The organism is Arthrobacter sp. BC5, assembly GCF_056680255.1.
In genome coordinates, this window is the sequence record NZ_JBWXPX010000003.1 from 116,217 (window position 1) to 138,523 (window position 22,307).

Consider the following 22,307-nt stretch of genomic DNA (forward strand, 5'->3'; position numbering starts at 1 on the left):
GTTACAGGCCTTCGTAGTAGGCGACGACGGCGTCGATGTCGACGGAGCTGTCCTTCGGCCGGCCCTGCGCCTTGTACAGCTTCGTGCGGGCGTGCATGTCCGCCAGGAGGATCGCGCGGGCGTGGGTCGCCACTTCGTGGGCCACGGCGGCGGGAACAACGATGATGCCGTCGTCGTCGCAGCCGACGATGTCCTCGGGCTGGACCTGCACTCCGCCGCAGGCGATGGTCGTCTGGACTTCCACGACCTCGATGCGGCCCGGGATGATGGTGCGTCCGCGTTCCCGGACACAGATGGGGTTGCGCTGGAGGGTCACCTCGCCGGTGTCGCGGCAGTAGCCGTCCGTGATGATGCCCGCTGCGCCTGCGCCGACGGCGGCCATGACGTTCTCGGAGCCCCAGAAACCGACTTCGCGGCCTCCGCCGGAGTCCATGACGATCACGTGACCGGGCCGCAGGTCCGCCGGGAGCTTCTTGTGGCCGTGCTTCTCGAACCAGATGCGGTGGGCCTCGACGATGTCCTGGGTCGAGTCCAGCTTCCACATGGGCTTGTTGGACGGCACACAGCGGATGGTCGCCGCGTGGCCCCAGAACTTCATGCCGTACCAGAGGGGGTGGATGGCGGGGTCCATGAGGTTGATGTCGAAGTAGCCGATGCCGTCCAGGGCGTCGGCCACATCCGCCACGCGGAGGTGCTTGTACAGGCTATTGAGGTTCTCGGGATCGGCCTTCTCGTAGTCGGGGGCCGTGCTGTTGGTGAGCGTCGTCATGGGACACCTTTCGCTTCTTCGGGAACAGTTGTCGCGCAGCGACCTGCCATCGATCTGCTGCCGGGATTCGCTTCAGTGACCCGTGTCACTTTCTCGCTTGCATATTGTCTACAGCATTCAATCGACTTAAGACAAGAGGTAGCGGCATAATGGTTCGAACGCCTTCCCCTACCCTCCTGGAGGATCAACAGTGGTCATGTCCACAAGCGCCTCCGCACCATCAGCACCAGGCCGTATCAAGTCGGCCAGCCTGGTAGACCTCGCCGCGGAGGCCATCCGCAGACAGATCCTCTCCGGGGCGCTTGGCCCCGGCGATCGTTTGATCGAGGAGCGACTCACAGAGGAATTAGGGATCAGCAGGCCCCCATTGCGGGAAGCCCTCCGCATCCTTTCGCAGGAAGGACTCATCGAGACGCGCCCACGCCAGGGGTCCATCGTCGCCACGCTGACCGACCAGGATGTGTTCGAGATCCTTACGCTTCGGTCCGCTCTCGAGAAGCTTGCAGTGGAGCTCGGGGTGCCGGTTCAGAGCCCGCACAGACTTGAGCGGTGTCGACATGCCCTCGAGCAGATGGAGGATTGCGCGCGCCGCGAGGATCGGGCGACTCTGGTCGCACGGGGCTACGCGTTTCATGCCTCGATCGTCGCCCTAGCCGGTCACCGCAGACTGGAAGCGACTTATGCATCCGTGCAGCAGCAGTTGCTGCTATGCATGGCCAGAAACCTTTACGTGCGTGAGCATTACCACGAGAACCTTGTGGACCACGTCGGCAGGCACCGATTTCTCCTCGAACTCATCGAAGCCGGTGATCCGCAAGCGGTTCTTGCGGAGCTTGCAGTACACGGAGAGCGCTCGTTCACAGAATCGCAGCCCAACGGGGGCCTTCAGAAGCCATCGCAGGGCTAATTCTCAGCCCACCTAATACCGCAAACGCAAATCATGCCCCGATGCTTGCAGTCATTCATGGGAGCGCTGTGGTCCCAACCTGACAGAACGCAGGTTATCGGCTGAAAGTGAGGCTAGAGGTTAGCCCGAGTTTTGGCTAGACTTGTGGCATGAAGACCGTCCCGTTGAGTGAAGCAAAAGACAAGCTGTCGTCCCTGGTCGATGAAGCAGACAGGACGCACGAGATCATCCAGATCACCCGGCACGGACATCCGTCGGCGGTTCTGATGTCGGCCGACGATCTGGAGTCACTCCAGGAGACCATCCATTGGCTGTCCCAGCCTGGTATCAGAGAGGACCTGGCTCAGGCCAGGCGTGACATCGCCGAGGGTTCAACCGTCAGTGGCGAAGACCTGCGCCACGAGTTCGGACTGCCCCCGAAGTGAGCGAGACACCACCAGGCGACCCGGCGGAGGATCGAGGTCCATGGAAGGTCGAGGTCACCAGTCCCGCGCTGAAGGGATTCCGTCAGCTACCCGAGAAGGTTGCCGCCGCGATCGTCGAATTCGTCACCGGGCCACTGGCCGATAATCCTCGCCGACTCAGCAAGCCCCTCACCAATGAACTCCTGGGCTTGCGCACCGCGCGCCGAGGCGACTACCGGGTCCTGATCACCCTCGATGTCGAAAAGCACGTTCTGTACGTCCACCGCATCGAACATCGATCCAGCGTCTACAAGAGCCGCTAACTCCTGAGCTCGAGGCTCGGTTCCTGCGGAAGCACAGGCAGCGCCTTGGCACCGACAGCCTGACAAAATACAAATTATCGGCGATCGCGTCAGTAGCCGAGAGGGGCTCGGAGGTCCATCATGCGCTACAGCTTATGACGCAACGAAGGTACTGAAGCGGGAGACTTGATAGGCAGAGTGTACGGGGCCACGTCGTGGCGGCAGCTAGTAGGCCATCGGGTAGGGAGATCCCGCTACTGGTTGAAGGCGGCGTCGAAGGAGGTCTCCGACGGCGCGAAGTCGAAGCGCTTCAGGAATGCCAGGGCCTCCGGTGCTCCCTGCAGCCGGTCCATGCCGGCGTCCTCCCATTCCACGGAGATGGGTCCGGTGTACCCGATGGCCGTCAGGGCGCGGAAGCTGTCCTCCCAGGGCACGTCGCCGCGGCCCGTCGAGACGAAGTCCCAGCCGCGGCGCGGGTCGCCCCACGGGAGGTGGGAGGAGAGGATGCCGTTGCGACCTCCGCCCATGCGCATCTTGGTGTCCTTGCAGTCCACGTGGTAGATGCGGTCCTTGAAGTCGGAGATGAACGCGACCGGGTCGATCTGCTGCCACATGAAGTGGCTCGGGTCCCAGTTCAGGCCGAAGGCGGGGCGGTGGCCGATGGCCTCGAGGGTGCGCTGGGTGGACCAGTAGTCGTAGGCGATCTCGGAGGGGTGCACCTCGTGGGCGAAGCGGACGCCGCATTCGTCGAAGACGTCGAGGATGGGGTTCCAGCGGTCCGCGAAGTCCTGGTAGCCGGCATCGATCGCGGATGCCGGGACGGGCGGGAACATGGCCACGTACTGCCAGATGGACGAACCGGTGAAGCCGACCACGGTGTCCACGCCGAGCTTCTTCGCGAGCCTCGCGGTGTGCTTCATCTCCTCCGCTGCACGCTGCCTGACGCCTTCGGGGTCGCCGTCGCCCCAGACCTTCGGTCCGACGATCGCCTGGTGGCGGAAGTCGATCGGGTCGTCGCAGACGGCCTGTCCCTTGAGGTGGTTCGAGATGGTCCAGACCTTCAGTCCGTTGCGCTCGAGGATGTCGAGACGGTCCTGGATGTAGGCGTCGTCGTCCCAGCGCCAGGCGTCGAGGTGGTCGCCGGACACGGCGATCTCCAGTCCGTCGTAGCCCCACTGGCCGGCGAGTTCGGCGACCTTCTCGAAGGGGAGATCGGCCCACTGGCCGGTGAACAGGGTGTAGTTGCGTGGCATACAAATGCTCCTTGCGTGTAGTCGGGACTGAGCAGTCGTGCCGGTCGTGGAGTGACCGATGGCCTGTGACGCGGATGCCCGGGGAAGCGGGCCTAGATCGTCGTGGTCCAGATGCTGTCTGCGACCGCGCTGCGCTCGACGCCGGCAAGGACCTTCTGTACCTGCAGGCCGTCGGCGAAGGAGGGTTCCGGTTGGCGGCCCGCGGAGATGGCCTCGACGAAATCCTTCGCCTGGTGGGCGAAGCCGTGCTCGTAGCCGAGGATGTGGCCCGCCGGCCACCAGGCCGAGATATAGGGGTGCGCGGGCTCGGTGACCATGATGCTGGTGAATCCCTGGCGGGTATCAGGCGCCGTCGCATCATAGAAGCCCAGGGAGTTCATGTTCTCCAGATCGAAGGAGATGGCGCCGGTAGAGCCGGCTACTTCGAGGCGCAGTGCATTCTTGCGACCGGTGGACATGCGGGTCGCCTCGAACGACCCGATGGCGCCGCCGTCGAAACGGCCGGTGAAGAGCGCGAGATCGTCCACGGTGACGCGGCCCCGCTCCGAGCCCGCGCTGCCGGCCAGCCCTGATGCTTCCGCCAGGACCGGGCGCTCGTGGACGAAGGTGTTCAGGATGCCGCTGACACCGGTGATCCTCTGCCCGGTGATGAACTGTGCCAGGTCGACAGCATGAGCACCCAGATCACCGAGTGCGCCGGAACCGGCGTGCTCCTTCTCCAGGCGCCACGTCAGGGGAGCTTCGGCGTCGACCAGCCAATCCTGCAGGTAGGCGGCGCGCACCTGGCGTACTTCCCCGATCGCGCCGGACCGTACGAGATCCCTCGCGAAGGTCGCCGCCGGGACGCGACGGTACGTGAACCCGACCATGGCGAACACACTCTTGCCTGCGCGATCCGCCGCGGCGGCCATCGCCTCGGCCTCGTCGAGGGTGTTTGCGAGCGGCTTCTCGCACAGGACATGCTTACCGGCCTCGAGCGCAGCTATCGCGATCTCAGCATGCGATCCACCAGGGGTGACGATGTCGATGACGTCGATGTCGTCGCGGGCGATGGCGGCACGCCAGTCCGTGCCCGTCTCCTCCCACCCCCATTTCCTGGCTGCGGCTTCCACCCCCTGTGCATTGCGTCCCACGAGAAGGGTCATCTCCGGCCGGGCTAAAAGGTCGTAGAAGCGTGGCGCGACCCGCCATCCCTGGGAATGGGCAGCTCCCATGAACCCGTGTCCGATCAGGGCGACCTTCAGGGGTGGTACGTCGTTGTGCATGTTTCCTCTTCGTCCGGCGGCAGTTGTGGGGGGACAGGCGGAAGGGGTGGGGTGCTTCCATTCACTCGCCCGAGTACTGGCGAGGAGCGTTCATCGTGCCAGAAATGGCTAGCTCTACCCTCTGGCAGCAGGAGAATTAAGCTGCCAGACAGTATTCGCGGCAAAGATTGTCACGTGGCGGTCCTTGGGTAGTCGACGTACGCGAAGCGGCGGCTGTCCGGCGCCCAACTGTTGACGTTGAGCGTGCCCTGTCCGCCGAGGAGCTCGACGGCGTCCCAGGCGTTGTTCCCGTCAGGATCCGCGATGCGCAGCAGGACCGGCTCGTTGGCCGGATGGCCCTCCACGCCTGGCTGGTAACTGAGATACACGAGGGCGGACCCGTCCGGGGCCGGGTGCGGAAACCAGTTCACACGCTCGTCCGAGGTCAGCTGCTCCATCCCGGTGCCGTCGGTCCGCATCCGGAACAGCTGGGAGTGCCCCGCCCGGTCCGAGGCCCGCTCCGAGTTGAAGTACAGCGACGTTCCGTCCGGGCTGTACTCCACGCCGTCATGCGGACGGTCCGAGTCGGTCAGCTGGGTAGTGATGCCGTCATCTACGCCGACGGTGTAGATGTTATAGGTCATGGCTGCCCCATTGCGGCGACATCCGATATGCGCCAGGGTGCCGCCGTCGGGTGAAATGCCGTGCAGGTAGCGGGCCTCGAGCCCGTCGTCTGGCCGGGTCACACGTCGCGCCTCCCCGCCGCCCAGCGGCACCTCATAGAGGTGCCCGTCCTGGGACGAAAGATATAGGAAGCGGCCATCCGCCGACACCACGTGGTCGTTGTTGGAGTCCGTCACCGCACCGGTGAAGATGACGCGCGGCTGCCCGTCCTCCTGTGGCGGGGTGCGGTACATCAGGCCGTCGCAGTTGAAGACGAGCCATGCGCCGTCGGGGGTCCAGTTCGGGGCCTCGATGACGAAGTCGTGGGTCTCGAAGACACATGTCGACGAACGGGTGACGACGTCGAACACCATCAGGCGGGCCCGCTGGCCGGGTAGGAGCCGACGCCATCGGCTGTCTCCCGCCCTGCCCGGCTGATCGTCCCTGGTGCTGGCCTGCCGATCCACTATGATCTATGCCTCGAGGGCGGCGGCCCAGAGGTTGATGTCGGATTCGACGGCGAACTCGTCGATGGCGTGCAGTTCTCCGGGCGTGAAGTCCAGGTTCGCCACTGCGGTCAGGCTGTCCTCCAGCTGGCGCACGCTGGAGGCCCCGATCAGCGCCGACGTCACAGGGGTGCCCTTGGTCTGATCCCGCAGCACCCATGCGATCGCCAGCTGCGCCAGGCTCTGCCCCCGACCCTCAGCGATCGCGTTGAGGCCCCGGATGCGCTCCAGGTTCTCCGCGCTCAGCTGCTCCTGGTCCAGCGACTTCCCGGCCGCGGCCCGGGAGTCCTCGGGCACCCCGTCCAGGTACCTGCTCGTGAGCAGCCCCTGGGCCAGCGGGGAGAACGCGATCGAGCCCGCCCCGACCTGCTCGAGGGCCTCGTACAGGTTCGGGGACCCGTTCTCCGTCCACCGGTTGAGCATCGAGTACGAGGGCTGGTGGATCAGCAGCGGCGTACCCAGATCCGCCAGGATCCGGGCGGCCTCGATGGTGCGCTCGGGCGAGTACGAGGAGATCCCGGCGTACAGGGCGCGCCCCGACCGCACCGCGGTGTCCAGGGCCCCCATCGTCTCCTCCAGCGGGGTGTCGGGGTCCGGACGGTGGCTGTAGAAGATGTCCACGTACTCGAGGCCCATCCGCTCCAGCGACTGGTCCAGGCTGGAGAGCAGGTACTTCCGCGACCCCCACTCCCCGTACGGGCCCGGCCACATCCCGTACCCGGCCTTGGTGGAGATCACCAGTTCGTCCCGGAACGGCCGGAAGTCGTCCTTCAGGTGCCGGCCGAAGTTCGTCTCGGCGCTGCCCGCGGGCGGCCCGTAGTTGTTCGCCAGGTCGAAGTGCGTCACCCCGAGGTCGAACGCCCGCCGCAGGATGTCCCGCTGCACCCCGAACGCCTTGTCGTCGCCGAAATTGTGCCACAGGCCCAGCGAGACGGCGGGTAGGTGCAGCCCGCTCCGTCCCACGCGGCGGTACGGCATCGTTTCGTAGCGGTCGTCGGCGGGCAGGTACGTCATCGGACAATCCGTTCGTGGTGTGGCGGGAAGCGGAATGACTGCCGCTCCCGGTGGGGAGGAAGGTATCCCTGACGGGCCGAGGACCACAGGGCGGACGCCGTCGGTCCTAGAGCGGAGGCGCCACGGTGCATCCGCGGCGCCTCCCCGGGATCAGGAGAGGGTGGAGGCGTACGGGTCCCAGTCCTCCGGCAGCGGTTCGGCGGCGGTAGCCGTGCTCGAGAGCGAGACGAATTCACCGGTGGCGACGCTCTCCGAGATCGAGACCATCGCGTCGAGCACGTGGTATGCCGTCTCGCCCTGGGCGCGGTGTGGGCGCCCCTTGCGGAGCGCTCGTGCCATTTCGAGGACACCGCTGCCGCGCGTCGACGTCGCACCGACGGCCGGGATGACCTCGGGCTCGTCGGCCCCGCGACGTGTGAGCATCAGGTCACCGGTGAAGTTGTTCGGATCGGGGAAAGCAAGTGTCCCCTCGGTGCCGGTGACCTCGACGAACCCCGCACGCTTGAGCGGTGAGTCGAAGCTGAAGATGCTCTGAGAGGACTCGCCGTTCTCGAACTGGGCGATGGCGCTGACGTGGGACGGGACGGTGACGTCGAAGACCTCACCGGCCTTGGGGCCGGAGCCTATGGTCCGGGTGGCGCGGGACTTCGAGCCGAAGCCCGCGACCTTCGTGATGGCGCCGAAGGTCTGGACCAGGGTGGTCAGGTAATACGGGCCGATGTCGAACAGCGGCCCGGCGCCCTCCTGGAAGAGGAAGGCGGGGTTGGGGTGCCACGACTCGGGGCCGGGCGACTGCATGAGGGTGAGCGCCGTCAGGGGTACGCCGATGTCTCCTCGCGCCACGAGCCGCAGCGCGGTCTGCAGACCCGCCCCGAGGAAGGTGTCGGGAGCGCAGCCGAGGCGGACCCCGGCTGCGTCGGCGGTCTTCAGGAGGCCGATGCCGCTCTCGCGGTCCAGTGAGAAGGGCTTCTCGCTCCAGACGTGCTTGCCGGCGGCGACGGCGGCGGTGGCCACCTCGACGTGCGCGGCCGGGATGGTCAGGTTGACGACGATCTCGACGTCGGGGTGGTTCAGCGCATCCTGGACACCACCGGAGGCGGGCACCCCGAATTCGGCGGCGCGGGCCGCGGCGACCTCCTCGAACATGTCGGCGACGATGTGCACCGTCACGTCCGGGAAGCCCGTCAGGTTGGTCAGGTATTCCTTGCTGATGACCCCGGCGCCGATGACGGCGACGCCGACGGGTCCCGTGCGGTGGCCCGCTGCTGCGGTGCCGGAGGTGTCCGTGCTCATTTCTTCCCCTCGTTGAGGTAGGTCAGACTGTCGGCGACGGCGGTGAACACGTCGCCGTCGAAATCGTCGAGTTCCACGACGGCGGCCTCGAGGCCGGGAACGGCATCGAGCACGTCCCACACGCGCATGGAGCCGTGGCCGACCGCCACCTGCTCCTTGTCGTTCTTGGTCAGCGGGCCATCCTTTATGTGGACGAAACGCACGCGCTCCCCGAGGCGGCGCAGGAGTTCGGCGGGGTCCTCGCCCCCGACCGCGGCCCAGTACGTGTCCACTTCGAGGACGACCTCGGGATCGAGGTGGCGTGCGAGGACCTCGAGCGCGGATGTGCCGTCGATACGCTCCTCGAGCTCGAACTCGTGATTGTGGTAGCCGACCGTGATGCCGTACCCAGCACCCTTCTTCGCCGCCGCGTTCAGGGCCTCGGCAGTGGCCCTGATGTCCTCCTCGGTGGTCCAGTGCGAACGCTCGACGTGGGGATCGATCACCGTGCCGATGCCGAGCGTGCGGGCGGCCTCGAAGATCTCGTCCTGGTCGGCGCGGAGCAGGGGCGCATGGCCGGAGGGTGCGCTGAGCCCGTTGGCCGAGAGGGCCTCGGCGAGCTGGTCGGCGGTGACCACGAAGTTGTAGGGCTCCACGGCCGTATAGCCGAGCTCTGCCACGCGCTTGATGGTGCCCGGCAGGTCCTCCCCTATGGCTGTCCGCAGTGTGTAGAGCTGGAGCGAATATGTCACAGGGGTTCTCCTCGCTGAGAAATCGGGTCTACTGAACCGGTTCAGGTACTCTTCGAACCTAGGGGAAAAGACGGGACCGGTCAAGGAAAACCTGACGCTATTGTGGAAGCCATGGCCAAGGAAACCATCGCCGGTCTGGCGAAGAGGCTGGGCATCTCGAAGGCGAGTGTGTCCTACGCGCTCAACGGCCAGCCGGGTGTCAGCGAGCTGACCCGGCGTCGCGTGCTCGACCTCGCGGAGGAGCTCGAGTGGTATCCGAGTTCGTCCGCCCGAGCCCTGTCCCGCTCCCGTTCCGGAGCCGTGGGCATGGTCCTCTCGGCGGGTCCCGACCTTATCGGCACGGAGCCCTACTACATGGGGCTGCTGGCGGGCATCGAGACCGCCCTCGCCGAGGGCGACATGGCCCTGATGCTCCGCATGGTCGGTACGGACCCGGCGCAGGAACGCGCCACCTACGAGCGCTGGGCGGGCGAGCGGAAGGTCGACGGCGTCCTCTTGTTCGACCACCTCCACGAGGACCCGCGCCCCGCCCTGCTCGACCGGCTGGGTCTCCCGTTCGTCCTGCACGGTGCGCCGGAATCGGAGGAGCCGGCCGTCTTCTCGGGCACGACGACGGACCACGCGGTGGACTCAGCCACGATCGTCGACCATCTGCATGCCCAAGGACACCGGCGGATCGCCCACGTTTCGGGCCCGCACCGTTTCCTGCACGAGGAGGAGCGCATCACCGGCGTGGCGCGGTGCGCCGCAGCGCATGGCATGGAGGTGGTGCCGCGGGAGGGGAACTACGCGCTGGAGGCCGGGCATGACGCCGTCCTGTCTCTGCTTTGTGAACCCCCGGACGACGCCGTGCCCGCCGTGACCGCCGTGATCCTCGGGAACGACCTCATGTCCATGGGGGCACTCATGGCGCTCCGCGAGCTCGGGTTGCGGTGCCCCGAGGACGTGGCGATCGCGAGTTGGGACGATTCGCTCCACTGCCAGCTCGCCTCGCCGCCGGTCACCGCCCTGTCCCGGAACCCGGTCATGCAGGGAAAGGTTGCGGCGGAACTCCTGCTCTCCCTACTCGATTCGGGTACGCTGCAGTCGAGTTCGATGCCCCGCAGCGAGCTCATGGTGCGGGCCAGCACGGCGGACATGGCACTTTCGCGAAGGTGGGAAAACCGCATGACCACGTGATTGCCAGGGTGACTCGGGCTAGTGCGGAGTCACGGGCTCCTCATCATATATCTCCGGCGTCGGCGGGGCGCCGGATGTGAAGCCGGATTTAGCCCGCTGTTGCAAGTGCCGCTCCAAGTGACAGGGCATCCCCGGCGATGGAGAGCGCACCACGCACGCCGGACTCGTCGCCCAGTTCCGGCCGGACGACGTAGCCGCTGTCCGGGTCAAGAAGAGGGTGATCGGCGAGGGCGCCACCCACCAGCAGGGCGAGTTGCTCGCGGACGGCCTCGAGCAGGCCCTGTGTCTTCAGCACTCCCCCGCCGACGATGATTCTTTGCGGCGCGGCCGCGTACGTGACCGTGGAGAGCAACTGGGCGATGTAGTACGAGGACAGTTCGACAGCGTCCTCGCGTAGGAGTCCAAGGTCGGGGCCGGGCCTGCCCCAACGGGCTGCGATCGAAGGCCCGGAAACGAGGCCTTCAAGGCAATCTCCGTGGAAGGGGCACACCCCGGCAAAGGAGTCCTCGGGGTGCCTCCGGACGAGCAGGTGTCCCAGTTCGGGGTGGCTTCGGAGCGTGAAGGGGGCTCCATTGACTACGATGCCGGCCCCGACCCCCGTGCCGATTGTCACATACGCCAAGTCGTCGACGCCGCGGCCGGCACCGAACCGGTGCTCGCCGAGCGCCGCGCCTGTCACGTCCGTGACCAGGCGGACAGGGGTCCCGGGCGCCAGACCGAGGCCGCTGACCACGTCCGTGTCGCGCCACCCCGGCTTGGGCGTGGAGGTGATCCAGCCGAACCGGGGAGACGCTGCATCGACTTCCACGGGCCCGAAGGAGGCGATGCCGACGGCGTCGAAGCGGCCCGCCACTGCGTACGGCGCCAGGAACTTACGGATCGCCGCGAGGGTCTGCACCGGCATCGTGGTGTCGATTCGAGCCTGGTCGACCAGCGTCCCTGGGTCCTGCGGGTCGGCGACGGCGCAGATGATCTTGGTGCCACCGGTCTCGATGCCCGCGATCATCGGGCTGTGTCCCCTACGGCCAGTCCCGAGCTAGCGGGTACCAGGGCAGTGCTGTCACCGATGCAGCGGATCACCGGGAACTGCTCCGCAGCCGCCAGATCCGTCGGCACCTTCAGCGCACCGCCGTCGCGCCTGCTGATGGTGAAGGTGGTGGTCTCTCCGGGAAGCAGCGTGAGCATCATGTCGTCGACGACGAGTTCCGACGCTGCCACGCCCAGGAGCTGCGCCAGGCGGTCCGCGAACACGCAGAGGTCCCGCAGCACCGTCTCGGCCCGTACGGTGACCCGCGCGGATCCGCCGTCGATCGTTGCGTCGGCCATGAAACGCGGTTGGGCCGGCTTGAGGGCGGCATCGGGCGCGAAGAACCAGGTAGAGCGAAGGCTCCCGGCGTCGGCGACGAGGAACTCCCGATCGCTTGCGGCGGTGAGCGCAGCAGAAAGGACTGCGCGTGCCGTTCCGTCTGCCGCGGCCGCAAGGCGCACGGTTTCCCGCCCGGTTTCTGTCCCGTCGAGTGCGAGGCGGCGAACGACGACGTCGGCGGTCCACTCGGACAGCCCGTCGTTGACGATCACCACTTCGAGCCCGTCGGAGCCGGTCGGATCGTCGGTGCCACCGGCGGTGATGGGCACGATCGCCAACAGGCGTTCCGCGAAGGATCGCCGGAGCGCGTACCAGACGGGCTTTTCGATGCCGTCGCCGTCCACGGCGGACCAGCTGAGCACGGGCCAGCAGTCGTTGAGTTGCCAGATGACCACGCCGGCGCACCGCTCCCGCGTGCGCAGCCACTCGGCCCCGGCGGCCTGCGAACGCGCCTGCACCATCTGCGTGAGGTAGTGCCAGTCCTCGGCCGTCTCGGGTTCGCCGAAGTAGGGCGCCAGTCCCCTTGCGAGCTTCTCCATGCCGTCCGCGGCCCGCATGTGGTGGGCCACCTGTGGGTTGTCGGGCATCAGGTCGCCCTCGGTGACGACGCGTTGAAGCGTCGACCAGGCCGGGGGCGCGCACCAGCCCATCTCGGAGACGAAGGGCGGGTCGACGTCGCGGTAGTGGACGTAGTCGACGTTGTTCCAGACCTCCCAGATGTGCACGGGTCCCGAGGCGCGGTCATTCGGGTGCTTGTCGAGGGACCCGGACCATGGGCTGTTGGGGACGTAGGGCCGTGAGGGGTCGAGGCGGCTGATGACACCGGGGAGGACCTCGGTGTAGAAGGCGGCACCATACGGGCGCCCCTGGAGGATCTCGGGCCAGCCCCAGTCGTACATGCCCCAGACGCACTCGTTGCCGCCGCACCAGATCACCAGGCTCGGGTGCGAGGACAGGCGTGCCACGGCCTGTTCGGCCTCGGTGGTCACGGCCTCGATCATCGCGTCGGACTCGTCGTACGCCGCGCAGGCGAACAGGAAGTCGTGCCACACCATCAGCCCGCGCTCGTCGCAGCCCGCCATGAACTCCTCGGTCGAGAAGTACCCACCGCCCCAGACGCGCAGGAGGTTGGCGCCGCCCTCGACGGCTTGGTCGAGGCGCTGCCCGAGCCGTTCCTCGGTGACTTCGGCGATGAAGGGATCATCGGGGATCCAGTTGTAGCCGCGTACGCGGACCCGGCGCCCGTTGACCACCAGCGCCCAGGTGGCGCCTTTGGCGTCCGGCTCCTCCTCGACCACGACCGTGCGCAGGCCGATTCGCCGTTCCGCGGCGGAAAGCACTGCGCCGTCATCACCGGTGATCTCCACAGAGAGCCCGTAGAGCGGCTGCGCGCCGAGCCCCACGGGCCACCACAGCTGGGGATCCGCCACGTCCAGCGCGAGGACGACGTCGTTGGAGTCCGCCGGGGTACCCAGGCGGGCGACCTCGGACCCATCGGGGGCGGTGAGGACGGCCGTGACCGACAGGCCCGACGTCGATCCTTGACGCTCAAGCCCGACCGAGACGGTGACGCGTGCCGTGGTGCCGTCAAGCACGACGTCCGGGCGGATCGAATCGAGGCGGGCGCCCGACCACGCCTCGAGGCGGATCGGCTGCCAGATGCCGGCGGTGACGTAGTGCGGCCCCCAGTCCCACCCGAAGTTGCACGCGCTCTTGCGCACGAAGGGGTACGGCTCGTCGTAGGGGCGTGGCAGCTCGCCGATCTGCGCCTCACACTCATGGGCCGCGTCCCATGCGGATCCGAACGTGATCTCGAGGAGGTTCTCACCGCAGGTGAGCAGACTGGCCACGTTCCAGCGGTATGCGATGTGCTGGTCCGAGGTGACGGCGACCTCGTGCCCGTTCAGACGGACGGTGGCGAAGGTGTCCAGCCCGTCCGCGACGAGTTCGATGCGGTCACCGGTGAGGTCCCCGTTCCAATCGAAGCGGCGGGAGTAGGTCCACTGCGAGTGGCCGATCCACATCTGGTCTGCTTCCCGCAACCCGACATCTGGGTCCTCCAGCAGGCTGGCGGCCAACAGGTCAGTGTGGACCTGACCAGGAACAGTGGCCGAGATGGGCCGACCGGATGTCGCGTATGACGGCGAAGAGTCCGGCCCCGCGGTCCAGGCGAGATTCCAGGCCCCCCCCAGGTCCAAGGTCTGCGGGGCGGGGGTCGTGGTGTTCATGCACATACTCCAGGGGTCTGTGGCGGCACGGGGCTGCCGGTGGTTCGGGGGCGGTCAGGCGCTGATGCGCTTCTCAGGGTTGGGCGCGGCTTCCGCGAGGAGCTGCGTGTATTCGTGCTGAGGGTTGAGGATGACGTCGTCGGCCGGGCCGCGCTCGACGATTTCGCCCTTGAACATTACGAGGATGTCGTCCGAGAAATGGCGTGCGGTCGCGAGGTCGTGCGTGATGTAGAAGACGCCGAGGTTCTCCTCGCGCTGCAGGTCCGCAAGCAGGTTGAGCACGCCGAGGCGGATCGAGACGTCGAGCATTGAGACGGGCTCATCCGCCACGAGGATCTTCGGCTCGGGTGCGAGGGCGCGGGCGATCGCAATACGCTGGCGCTGGCCGCCCGAGAGTTCGTGCGGTTTGCGCTGGGCCATGTCCGGGTCGAGCCTCACGCGTTCGAGCAGCTTCGTAACGCCGTCCAGGACGTCGTCGCGGCCCTTCGCCTTGCCGTGGAGGATGAGTGGACGCCCGATGTGGTGGGCGATGGTGTGGTACGGGTTCAACGACGCGAAGGGGTCCTGGAACACCATCTGCACGTCACTGCGGTACTGCCGCAGGCCCGCGCCGCGCCTGCTCACGGGTTCGCCGTCGAGCGTGATGCTGCCCGAGGTGGGCTTCTCGAGCTGCATGAGAAGCTTGGCTAGGGTGGACTTGCCGCTGCCGCTCTGTCCCACGAGGGCTACCGTGCGCCCGCTGTCGATCGAGAAGCTGACGTTGTTCACCGCTTTCAGGACGCTCGAGTGCCGTCCGTTGCGCAGCCTGTACTCCTTGACGAGGTCCTTGACTTCCAGCGCGCTCATGCCTGGTCTCCGTTCTGGTTCCGCGATCCGCCTCGGATGAAGTCACCGCGCGCTCCGGTAAGGCTCGGAAAGGATGCCAGGAGTTTTTTGGTGTACTCGTGCTGCGGGTTGGTATAGAGCTCCACCGCGTCGCCGAGTTCCACAATCTCCCCCTCGCGCATCACCGCGATGCGGTCGCTGATCTCCAGCAGGAGCGGAAGGTCGTGGGTGATGAAGATGACCGCGAAGCCCAGGTCCGCTCGCAACCGGGTGATCTCGCGCAGGATGTCACGCTGTACCACGACGTCGAGGGCTGTGGTGGGCTCGTCCATGATCATGACCTGCGGATCGAGCGCCATGGCCATGGCGATCATGACGCGCTGGCGCATGCCGCCGGAGAGTTCATGCGGGTAGGAGCGAAGCCGGCTCCGGTCCACACCCACGCGTTCGAGGAGGTCCCCGCATTTCGTGCGGCGTTCCTTCTTTGACATGTCCGGCCGGTGGGTGGAGAAGATGTCCTCGATCTGGCTCTGGATGGTGATGACCGGGTTCAGCGAATTCATGGCGCCCTGGAAGACCATTGCGATCTTGTCCCAGCGGAAAGCGCGAAGCTCCTCGCCGCTGAGCTCGTTGAGGTCAATCACGTAGCCTTCGCGCGAGTGGAAATGGGCGCTGCCGCCGGTGATGACGGCTGGCGGCTTCAGGAGCCGGTTGATGCCGTAGGCGAGGGTGGATTTGCCGCAGCCGCTCTCCCCCGCGAGGCCCAGAATCTCTCCGCGGCCGAGTGTGAGGCTCACGTTCTTCACGGCCTTGACTACGCGGTCGCCCTTGTACTCGACGCTAAAGTCGTCGATGGTCAGCACAGGATGCTCGCGTGCCTCGGTGGCACGTTCTCTGCGGTGCTCACGCCCGGGCCGGGCCTCGTCTGCGGGGCCGCGTGCACCGAGGTCTGTGATGCTGACGGAGTGGGCTCCCTGGTTGGTGCTGCTCATAGGACGTCCTCCTTGGTGGCGGTGCGGAGTTCGGACTTGGAGAGCTTCCAGGAGCGCCGGGTGGCACGGGTCTGGGAGCGCAGCTTGGGGTTGATGATCTCGTCGATGGAGAAATTGATGAGGGCAAGGGCCGCGCCGAACAGGGCGATCAGCAGTCCCGGTGGTACGAACCACCACCAGGCTCCGAGCCGCAGGGCGAGCCCGTTCTGGGCGAAGTAGAGCATGGTGCCCCAGGTGAAGGAGTCCGACGCCCCGAGGCCGAGGAAGGAGAGCCCTGCCTCACCGAGGATCGCGAAGATGATGGCGAAGACCATTTGCGAGGCGAGCAGGGGGATGAGGTTCGGGAGGATCTCGACGCCCAGGATGCGCCAAGACTTCTCACCGGACACACGGGCGGCGGCGACGTAGTCGCGGTTGCGCACGCTGAGTGTGAATCCGCGCAGGACACGGGCGGAGCCTGCCCAGCCGGTGATCGCGAGGACGACGGCGACGAGGAGGATGCTTTTCTCGGGGACGTAGCTGGAGATGATGATGACCAACGGCAGCCCGGGGATGACCAGCATGACGTTGCTGAAAAGCGAGAAGGACTCATCGAGCCAGCCGCCGAAGTACGCCCCAATGATGCCGAAGAAAGCAGACAGGAAGAGGGTCAGGACACCGACGATCAGGCCGACTGTGAGGGATCCCCGGGTGGCGTAAGCGAGTTGTGCGAAAACATCCTGACCGGTCTGGGTGGTGCCGAGGATGAATCCGTCGGCGGGACCGGCGAGGCCCACGTTGTTGACTGTCGACGGATCACCGACGAAGAACGGACCGAGGATCCCGAAGAGGGTGATGCTGCCGGCGATGCCGAGTCCGATGGCGAGCTTCGGTGTCAGGGGCGGGAATGCGCGTTTGGGCCGCGTGGAGCGGGCACTGGTCGCGGCGATCCCCGGGTCCTGGGTGGTGGTGGTCATGGCGAGTCCTAGCTTCGGGCCCGGGTGCGGGGATCGATGAACGAGTAGAGGAGGTCGACGATGAGGTTCGCGCCAAGAACGGACAGCGTGATTACGAGGAAGAGGCCCTGCATGAGGGAGTAGTCGTTACTACCCACCGCGTTGAGGAGCGCTGAGCCGATGCCGGGGTAGGAGAAAACTGCCTCTGTGACGATCGAACCGGCTACTACGAACCCGAGCGAGATGGCGAAGCCTGCGACGGACGGCAGGACAGCGTTGCGCGCGGCGTAGGTGGTCATGATTCTCCTGGGCCGAAGTCCCTTGGCTTCCGCAGTGAGGATGTAGTCATCGGACAGCGTGGACACCATCATGTTGCGCATGCCCAGCATCCAGCCACCCACCGATGAGATGACGATTGTCAGTGCAGGAAGGGTGCCGTAGTAGATGACGCTGCTGACGAAGGCCCAGTTCCAGCCCGGGCTCACCTCGTAGACGTTGTAGCCGCCGTTCAGCGGGAAAAGGTCCCACATGCCGCCCAGGACGAACAGGAGGATCAACGCGAGCCAGAAATAGGGCACCGACTGCAGCATGGTGGTGACCGGGATGAGGTTGTCCAGCCACGAGCCACGCTTCCATCCAGCGAGCATTCCGAGCACTACCCCGAGGACAAAGGAGATGATCGTCGCTATGCCGATGAGACCGATGGTCCATGGCAGGGTCTGCCCGATGATGTCTGTCACGGATGCGGGGAAGAAAGCGACGGAGGTTCCGAGGTCCAGAGTGAAGAGCTTCCCGAGGTACTGCCAGTACTGCACGATCAGCGGTGCGTCCGTATTGGTACCGAGGAGAAGTTCGACTGCCTCCCGCGCTTCCGGTGTCACCGGCCCACGCTGGGCGAGCTTCGCCAGCATGATGTCCACGGGGTTTCCCGGAAGGAGCCGTGGCAGGAAGAAGTTGACCGTCAGTGCGGCCCAGAACGCGATCAGGTAGAACCCGAGCTTTTGAAGGATGTATTTCATGGGAATCGACTTTCCGCGGCAGGGTCGAGGCCAGGCCACGAGCGGAACGGAGCTTCACGAGGATGCTCCGTTCCGCCTATGACACGGGGGTGGACTGATTACTCGGCAGGTGTGATGTTCTTCAACACGATGCCGTTGTCCCAGGCCTTCCACGTTGCTGCGAGGGCGTACGGGTCCTCGTTGGTGGGCCAGCCCGTGGCACGCTCCGTGTTGAACTCGGTCAGAAGCGAGTTCACGTAGATCGGGATGTAGGGCATGTCCCGGACAATCTCGTCCTGGATGATGCCGTACTGCTCCTTCTGCACCGCCTCGTCATTGGTGGATCGCGCCGTGGCGAGGGCCTCGTCCACGGTGGGGTTGCTGTAGCGCGCGGTGTTGTTGTTCAGCGCGGATTCGCCGACCGGCGTCGTGTTGGCGGAGTTGTACCACTTCTCATAGGCGTAGTACGGGTTGTTCGACGGCTGGAGCCCGATGGACTCGAGCGTCAGCTGGTACTTACCGATGTTGAGGTTGTTGATCCACTCGTTGTAGGTGATCTGCGTCGGCTTGAGATCGATGCCGACCTCGCGGAGTTGCTGGGACATGGCGTCGTTCAGCGAGATGAAGTCGCTGTAGCCCGTTACCGTCTGGATGCCGAGGGAGAGCCGCTCGCCGTCCTTCTCACGGATTCCGTCGCTGCCCTCGACCCAGCCGGCGTCCTCGAGGATCTTCTTGGCCTCCTCGACGTTCGCGTTGGCGGGTGTCTCGGTGTTCTCGGGGTCAGCTATCCAGGCCGCGTCGCGCTCCGGCAACACCAGGGTCGGCGACGCGGTCTTAGCGAATCCGCCGCCGGCGAGGGCATTGAGCTGCTCACGGTCGATGCCCTGGTAGATCGCCTGGCGCACGGCCGGGTCCGTCTGGGGGCCCTCGCAGCCCAGTTCCTCGTTGGAGCAGGTGAAGATCGAGGCCGTCAGCGCGGGCGTGTTGACGTAGGAGAGGTTCTCGTTGTCGGAGAGAATCTGCTCGAGACCAGGCAGGAAGGAGCTCATCCAGTCGACCTCGCCGGCCAGGAGCGCGCCGGTGGCGGCATCGGCACTTTCCAGGGAGATGTAGCGGACCTCGTCGATCGCCGGCTTCCCTTCCTCCCAGTAGACGTCGTTTTTCTCGAGGAGATAGCTCTGCGCAGTGAAGTCCTTGACCTTGAAGGGGCCAGTTCCAACGGGGTTCGAGTTGGTCTCCGTGATGGGATCCGCGACGTCCTTCCAGATGTGCTCGGGGACGATGCCGCGGTTGCCGAGCACGCTCGGCTCCTGCATGAAGGAAGGCTCTTGGAAGGTCAGCACCGCGGTCGTGTCGTCCGTGGCCTCGGCGGTTGCCGAAAGTCCTGTGGTGTTCAGTTCCGGGGTCTTGTTGACGAGGTTGAAGGTGAAGGCCACATCTTTTGCAGTGAACGGCTCGCCGTCGGACCACTTGACGCCCTCACGGGTCTTGATCGTTAGCTGGGTGCCGTCCTCGTTCCACTCAAAGGACTCCGCGAGAAGCGGTGTGGGCGGCTCGTCGGATGCCGCGTTGTACCAGAAGAGCGGCTCGAAGATCACGCCGAGGGTCGGCTGGAGTGCCGTCGAGGAGAAGGGGTTGAAGTTCTCGGCGATAGTACCCGTGGCACCGTTGAAGACGGTGACGGAGCTACTTTCCGAACCACCACCTTCACTTGACGCGCCCCCGCCGCCGCTGGCGCAGCCGCTGAGGGCGAGAGTTGCGACACTGAGCATCGCCGCAGCAGCAAGGCCCAGACGCTTGGAGCCCGAAAGTGATGAGGACATCTTTGTACCTTTCAATCATGGGCGGCAACGGTGCCACCAGCTGGCTCGTCCACTAGTGAAACAAACCGTTGACTACTTTCTTAGGCCACTTTATTATCGAAGTCAAGTAAGTCTGTGACTTGCGTCTCAGGATGAACTCGTCCGGAGTGCCCTTCAAAGGAGAACCGCATTGCTCCCTCATGACACACGCTCCCCCTTTACCTTGCGAAACGCTCTGACTGCTTCTGCGCTTGTGAGCGTGCTCGCTGCCGCGCTCGTCTCCGCTGGCCCTGCCGCGGCAGCGCCGCCATCATCGGACGGACAACGGGGAGGCCCACCTGCCGCTGTTGATCTTGTGGATGGCGACGCGACGAATGAAACGCGGTCCCTCTTCTCCTACCTCCAGTCGGTGCGCGGACAGGGCATCCTTTTCGGCCACCAGCACACAACCGACTACGCCGTCACCGATCCGGCACCTGCTGGGCTGGCGTCGGACGTGAAGAACGGCGTGGGTGATTTCCCGGCGATCTTCGGCTGGGACTCGCTGATCCTCACCGGCGACGAGCGCCCGGGCATCGCGGGTGCCTCGCTGGATACGAACGTCGACGTGCTGGTCGATGGCATTCAGAAGGCCGATTCCCTTGGCGGCATCAACACGATCAGCGCGCACTTCCCGAACTTCGCGACAGGTGGCCGCTACAACGACACCGGCGGCAACGCGGTCCGCCAGATCCTTCCCGGCGGGCCGAACAATGCCGCGTTCCTCGAATACCTCGACGCCTTCGCCGACGTGGCCAAGGAGTCCGTGGACGAGAACGGCAAGCAGATCCCGATCATCTTCCGGCCGTGGCACGAAAACAACGGTGGCTGGTTCTGGTGGGGTGCAGGCCACACCACCAGCGCCGAGTACCAGGAGATTTTCCGTTACACGGTCGAATACCTGCGGGACACTAAGGACGTCCACAACTTCCTGTACGCCTACTCCCCCAACGGCACCTTCGGCGGCACTCCTGAGACCTACCTCAAGACCTACCCGGGCGATGACTTCGTGGACGTACTCGGGTACGACCTCTACGACGGCACCAACGGCAGCCAGCAATGGCTCGACTCCCTCGTCGCTGACACCGCGATGATCTCCCGTATGGCGGACGAAAAGGGCAAAATATCGGCGCTGACCGAGTTCGGCATGAGCGGGGCACTGAAGCCCAACGGGCAGAACCCAGACCTTGAGTGGTACACGAGCATTTTGAATGCGCTGCGTAGCAACCCCGACTCCGCGCGGATCGCTTACGCCCAGACCTGGGCAAACTTCGGGCTTGAGCAGTTCTTCGTGCCGTACCCCGCCTTCGGGTCCACGCCCGAGCACGAACTCATGCCGGACTTCCGCGCGTTCTACGCAGATCCCGCCAGCTACTTCGCGACCGACCTGAAGAATGTCTTCGACCGCCGCACCAGGCCGGCCACGCAAGAACCTGCCGTACACATCGTCACCCCGACTGATCGCCAGCGCGTCACCGGCACGACGACGACCATCCGGGTCAGCGCCACCGGTATGAAGAATGCGACCGCTACGTACACGGTCGACGCCGGATCGGCCCAGCCACTCACGCTCGATGCCCAGGGTTACTTCACCGGCATCTACACGATCCCCAACGGCAACACCGAATCGCGGACCGCTACGGTGAAGGTCACCGTCACGGAGGGCAACGGGAAGGGTTCGAAGGCGACCTATACAGATGAGGCACTCCTGCTCCTCGGTCCCGCTCCGGTGGTCGTACCGGGCGTCGTAGACACCTTCGAGGGCTACTCGGGCGATGATGTGACCCTCGACGAGGTGTACACGAGTGCAGGCGTGAATTCGATCGCCCACTCCGTCGAGAACAAGGCCTCCGGTAGCTACGGCCTGTCCTACAGCTACGACTTCGCGTCGCAGAACTACACCGGCATCGGGCGGACAGTGGACCAGGACTGGTCCGGCTTCACGTCACTGGGCGCCTGGCTGCGCCCGGATGGAACGGGAACGGGTGCGACGCTGCAGGTCGTGGCCGACGGCATCTACTTCGAGTACAACGTGCCCCTGACCGGCACCGCACCGATTCAGGTCTCGGCGCCCTTCTCGGAGTTCAAGCCGGCATCCTGGGACACCGCCCACGCGGGCGCCGTGCTCGACGCGGCGAAGCTCGCCAACGTCACGCAGTTCAGCCTGTACCTGGGCCAGGGCAACGCGGGCGTCACGACGGGCACCATCTACGTCGACGACATCATCGCGAAGTAGGCCTGGACCAACTAACACCAACGACGACGGCCACCGCCGTCGTCGTTGGTGTCGCCATTTTCAGCATTGCTCACGACAGGTATTAGGAAGCCGTGAACCCCGTTTGAGTATGTCAACGTGATTTAGGACCACTAGGACGGCCCGATTCAGGACCACCGTATGGAAAAACACTACTGTCTGCCAGCGAACTGCAAATTGAGGCGATGTCTGTGGCGTCCTTAAGGGCTTAGATACCGGTTTTCGTACCCTTTGGTCGACCGTCAGTGGGTATGGTCGGCGTGCCTAGTAAACAGTCGTCGCTACGGTGTCTTGGAATTGGCCCATGGAGTCATAATCCTAAAAATCGACTTGTAGGGTGTCCTGAGGAGCCTCTCATCGAGCGTGCATGCCACGGATTACCTCTGCTGCAGCCTGCACGAGGGTGAGAGGAGGTGAGTCTAAGACAGGTTGGTGGACGAGCACGGTGCGCATACCGATTGCTTGGGCACCCTCGATGTCGGCTGTGGGGTTGTCGCCAATCATCCAGCTATCGGGTGCTGCACCGATCATGCTAAGAGCTGTATGGAACATGACAGGGTTTGGCTTCTCGACTCCGAGTGAAGCGCTTGTGATTGTTTGTTC

Annotated in this window: 20 protein-coding genes; 5 read left to right on the top strand and 15 right to left on the bottom strand. The window is 65.4% G+C overall.

All coding sequences use genetic code 11. From position 1 onward, the window contains the following. Position 1: 1 nt before the first annotated feature. A complete protein-coding gene (locus tag AC1MFI_RS19510) occupies positions 2 to 769 on the bottom strand; it encodes an RraA family protein (protein WP_104116725.1) in 768 nt (255 codons plus the stop codon). Positions 770 to 965: 196 nt separating this feature from the next. On the opposite strand from AC1MFI_RS19510, the gene AC1MFI_RS19515 reads away from it, so the two are divergent. The 3 genes from AC1MFI_RS19515 (at position 966) to AC1MFI_RS19525 (ending at position 2,403) form a co-directional block, all read left to right on the top strand. Further along, positions 966 to 1,676: a GntR family transcriptional regulator gene (locus AC1MFI_RS19515; RefSeq protein WP_479821403.1), complete on the top strand. Its 711-nt coding sequence runs from the start codon at positions 966 to 968 to the stop codon at positions 1,674 to 1,676. A 149-nt stretch (positions 1,677 to 1,825) separates the two neighbouring features. Continuing rightward, the gene (locus AC1MFI_RS19520; RefSeq protein WP_479821404.1) at positions 1,826 to 2,101 is read left to right on the top strand and encodes a type II toxin-antitoxin system Phd/YefM family antitoxin; all 276 of its coding nucleotides are present in this window, start codon (positions 1,826 to 1,828) and stop codon (positions 2,099 to 2,101) included. Further along, positions 2,098 to 2,403 carry a type II toxin-antitoxin system RelE family toxin gene (locus AC1MFI_RS19525; protein WP_479821405.1) on the top strand — a complete coding sequence of 102 codons (306 nt, stop codon included), beginning with the start codon at positions 2,098 to 2,100 and terminating at the stop codon, positions 2,401 to 2,403. Before AC1MFI_RS19520 ends, AC1MFI_RS19525 begins: the two co-directional genes overlap by 4 nt. Positions 2,404 to 2,636: 233 nt before the next feature. On the opposite strand, the gene AC1MFI_RS19530 is transcribed toward AC1MFI_RS19525, so the two are convergent. The 6 genes from AC1MFI_RS19530 to AC1MFI_RS19555 all read right to left on the bottom strand — a co-directional run bounded on the left by AC1MFI_RS19530 (position 2,637) and on the right by AC1MFI_RS19555 (position 9,086). Further along, positions 2,637 to 3,635, bottom strand: coding sequence for a sugar phosphate isomerase/epimerase family protein (locus AC1MFI_RS19530; protein WP_479821406.1), 999 nt, complete (start codon positions 3,633 to 3,635; stop codon positions 2,637 to 2,639). 92 nt (positions 3,636 to 3,727) lie between these two features. Further along, the gene (locus AC1MFI_RS19535; RefSeq protein ID WP_479821407.1) at positions 3,728 to 4,900 is read right to left on the bottom strand and encodes a Gfo/Idh/MocA family protein; all 1,173 of its coding nucleotides are present in this window, start codon (positions 4,898 to 4,900) and stop codon (positions 3,728 to 3,730) included. 170 nt (positions 4,901 to 5,070) lie between these two features. After that, the gene (locus tag AC1MFI_RS19540) at positions 5,071 to 6,009 is read right to left on the bottom strand and encodes a TolB family protein (protein WP_479821408.1); all 939 of its coding nucleotides are present in this window, start codon (positions 6,007 to 6,009) and stop codon (positions 5,071 to 5,073) included. 6 nt (positions 6,010 to 6,015) lie between these two features. Next, positions 6,016 to 7,062, bottom strand: coding sequence for an L-glyceraldehyde 3-phosphate reductase (mgrA, locus tag AC1MFI_RS19545; protein WP_479821409.1), 1,047 nt, complete (start codon positions 7,060 to 7,062; stop codon positions 6,016 to 6,018). A gap of 150 nt (positions 7,063 to 7,212) precedes the next feature. After that, a complete protein-coding gene (locus AC1MFI_RS19550) occupies positions 7,213 to 8,355 on the bottom strand; it encodes a Gfo/Idh/MocA family protein (protein ID WP_479821410.1) in 1,143 nt (380 codons plus the stop codon). Beyond that, positions 8,352 to 9,086, bottom strand: a complete 735-nt coding sequence (locus AC1MFI_RS19555) for a sugar phosphate isomerase/epimerase family protein (protein ID WP_479821411.1) — start codon at positions 9,084 to 9,086, stop codon at positions 8,352 to 8,354. The genes AC1MFI_RS19550 and AC1MFI_RS19555 overlap by 4 nt, the downstream gene beginning before the upstream one ends. A gap of 111 nt (positions 9,087 to 9,197) precedes the next feature. Between AC1MFI_RS19555 and AC1MFI_RS19560 the strand changes: the two genes are divergently transcribed. Beyond that, positions 9,198 to 10,265: a LacI family DNA-binding transcriptional regulator gene (locus AC1MFI_RS19560; protein ID WP_479821412.1), complete on the top strand. Its 1,068-nt coding sequence runs from the start codon at positions 9,198 to 9,200 to the stop codon at positions 10,263 to 10,265. Between the two features lie 88 nt (positions 10,266 to 10,353). Here the strand turns inward: AC1MFI_RS19560 and AC1MFI_RS19565 are convergent, their stop codons facing one another. The 7 genes from AC1MFI_RS19565 to AC1MFI_RS19595 form a co-directional block, all read right to left on the bottom strand. After that, positions 10,354 to 11,271 (bottom strand): ROK family protein, encoded by a 918-nt coding sequence (locus AC1MFI_RS19565; RefSeq protein ID WP_479821413.1) that lies wholly within the window; start codon positions 11,269 to 11,271, stop codon positions 10,354 to 10,356. After that, complete coding sequence (locus AC1MFI_RS19570; RefSeq protein ID WP_479821414.1) at positions 11,268 to 13,865, bottom strand: glycoside hydrolase family 2 protein; 2,598 nt, start codon at positions 13,863 to 13,865, stop codon at positions 11,268 to 11,270. Before AC1MFI_RS19570 ends, AC1MFI_RS19565 begins: the two co-directional genes overlap by 4 nt. Positions 13,866 to 13,913: 48 nt before the next feature. Further along, the gene (locus AC1MFI_RS19575) at positions 13,914 to 14,705 is read right to left on the bottom strand and encodes an ABC transporter ATP-binding protein (RefSeq protein ID WP_479821415.1); all 792 of its coding nucleotides are present in this window, start codon (positions 14,703 to 14,705) and stop codon (positions 13,914 to 13,916) included. Next, entirely contained in the window at positions 14,702 to 15,676 is a 975-nt protein-coding gene (locus tag AC1MFI_RS19580) for an ABC transporter ATP-binding protein (RefSeq protein WP_479821416.1), read from the bottom strand. The genes AC1MFI_RS19575 and AC1MFI_RS19580 overlap by 4 nt, the downstream gene beginning before the upstream one ends. Further along, a complete protein-coding gene (locus AC1MFI_RS19585; RefSeq protein ID WP_479821417.1) occupies positions 15,673 to 16,632 on the bottom strand; it encodes an ABC transporter permease in 960 nt (319 codons plus the stop codon). The genes AC1MFI_RS19580 and AC1MFI_RS19585 overlap by 4 nt, the downstream gene beginning before the upstream one ends. Positions 16,633 to 16,640: 8 nt before the next feature. Next, positions 16,641 to 17,630, bottom strand: a complete 990-nt coding sequence (locus AC1MFI_RS19590) for an ABC transporter permease (RefSeq protein ID WP_479821418.1) — start codon at positions 17,628 to 17,630, stop codon at positions 16,641 to 16,643. Positions 17,631 to 17,728: 98 nt separating this feature from the next. Continuing rightward, a complete protein-coding gene (locus AC1MFI_RS19595; protein WP_479821419.1) occupies positions 17,729 to 19,432 on the bottom strand; it encodes an ABC transporter substrate-binding protein in 1,704 nt (567 codons plus the stop codon). A 334-nt stretch (positions 19,433 to 19,766) separates the two neighbouring features. On the opposite strand from AC1MFI_RS19595, the gene AC1MFI_RS19600 reads away from it, so the two are divergent. After that, entirely contained in the window at positions 19,767 to 21,686 is a 1,920-nt protein-coding gene (locus tag AC1MFI_RS19600; protein WP_479821420.1) for a glycosyl hydrolase, read from the top strand. A 372-nt stretch (positions 21,687 to 22,058) separates the two neighbouring features. Here the strand turns inward: AC1MFI_RS19600 and AC1MFI_RS19605 are convergent. Next, on the bottom strand, positions 22,059 to 22,307 hold a 249-nt coding region (locus AC1MFI_RS19605), incomplete at its 5' end, for an HAD family hydrolase (protein ID WP_479821421.1).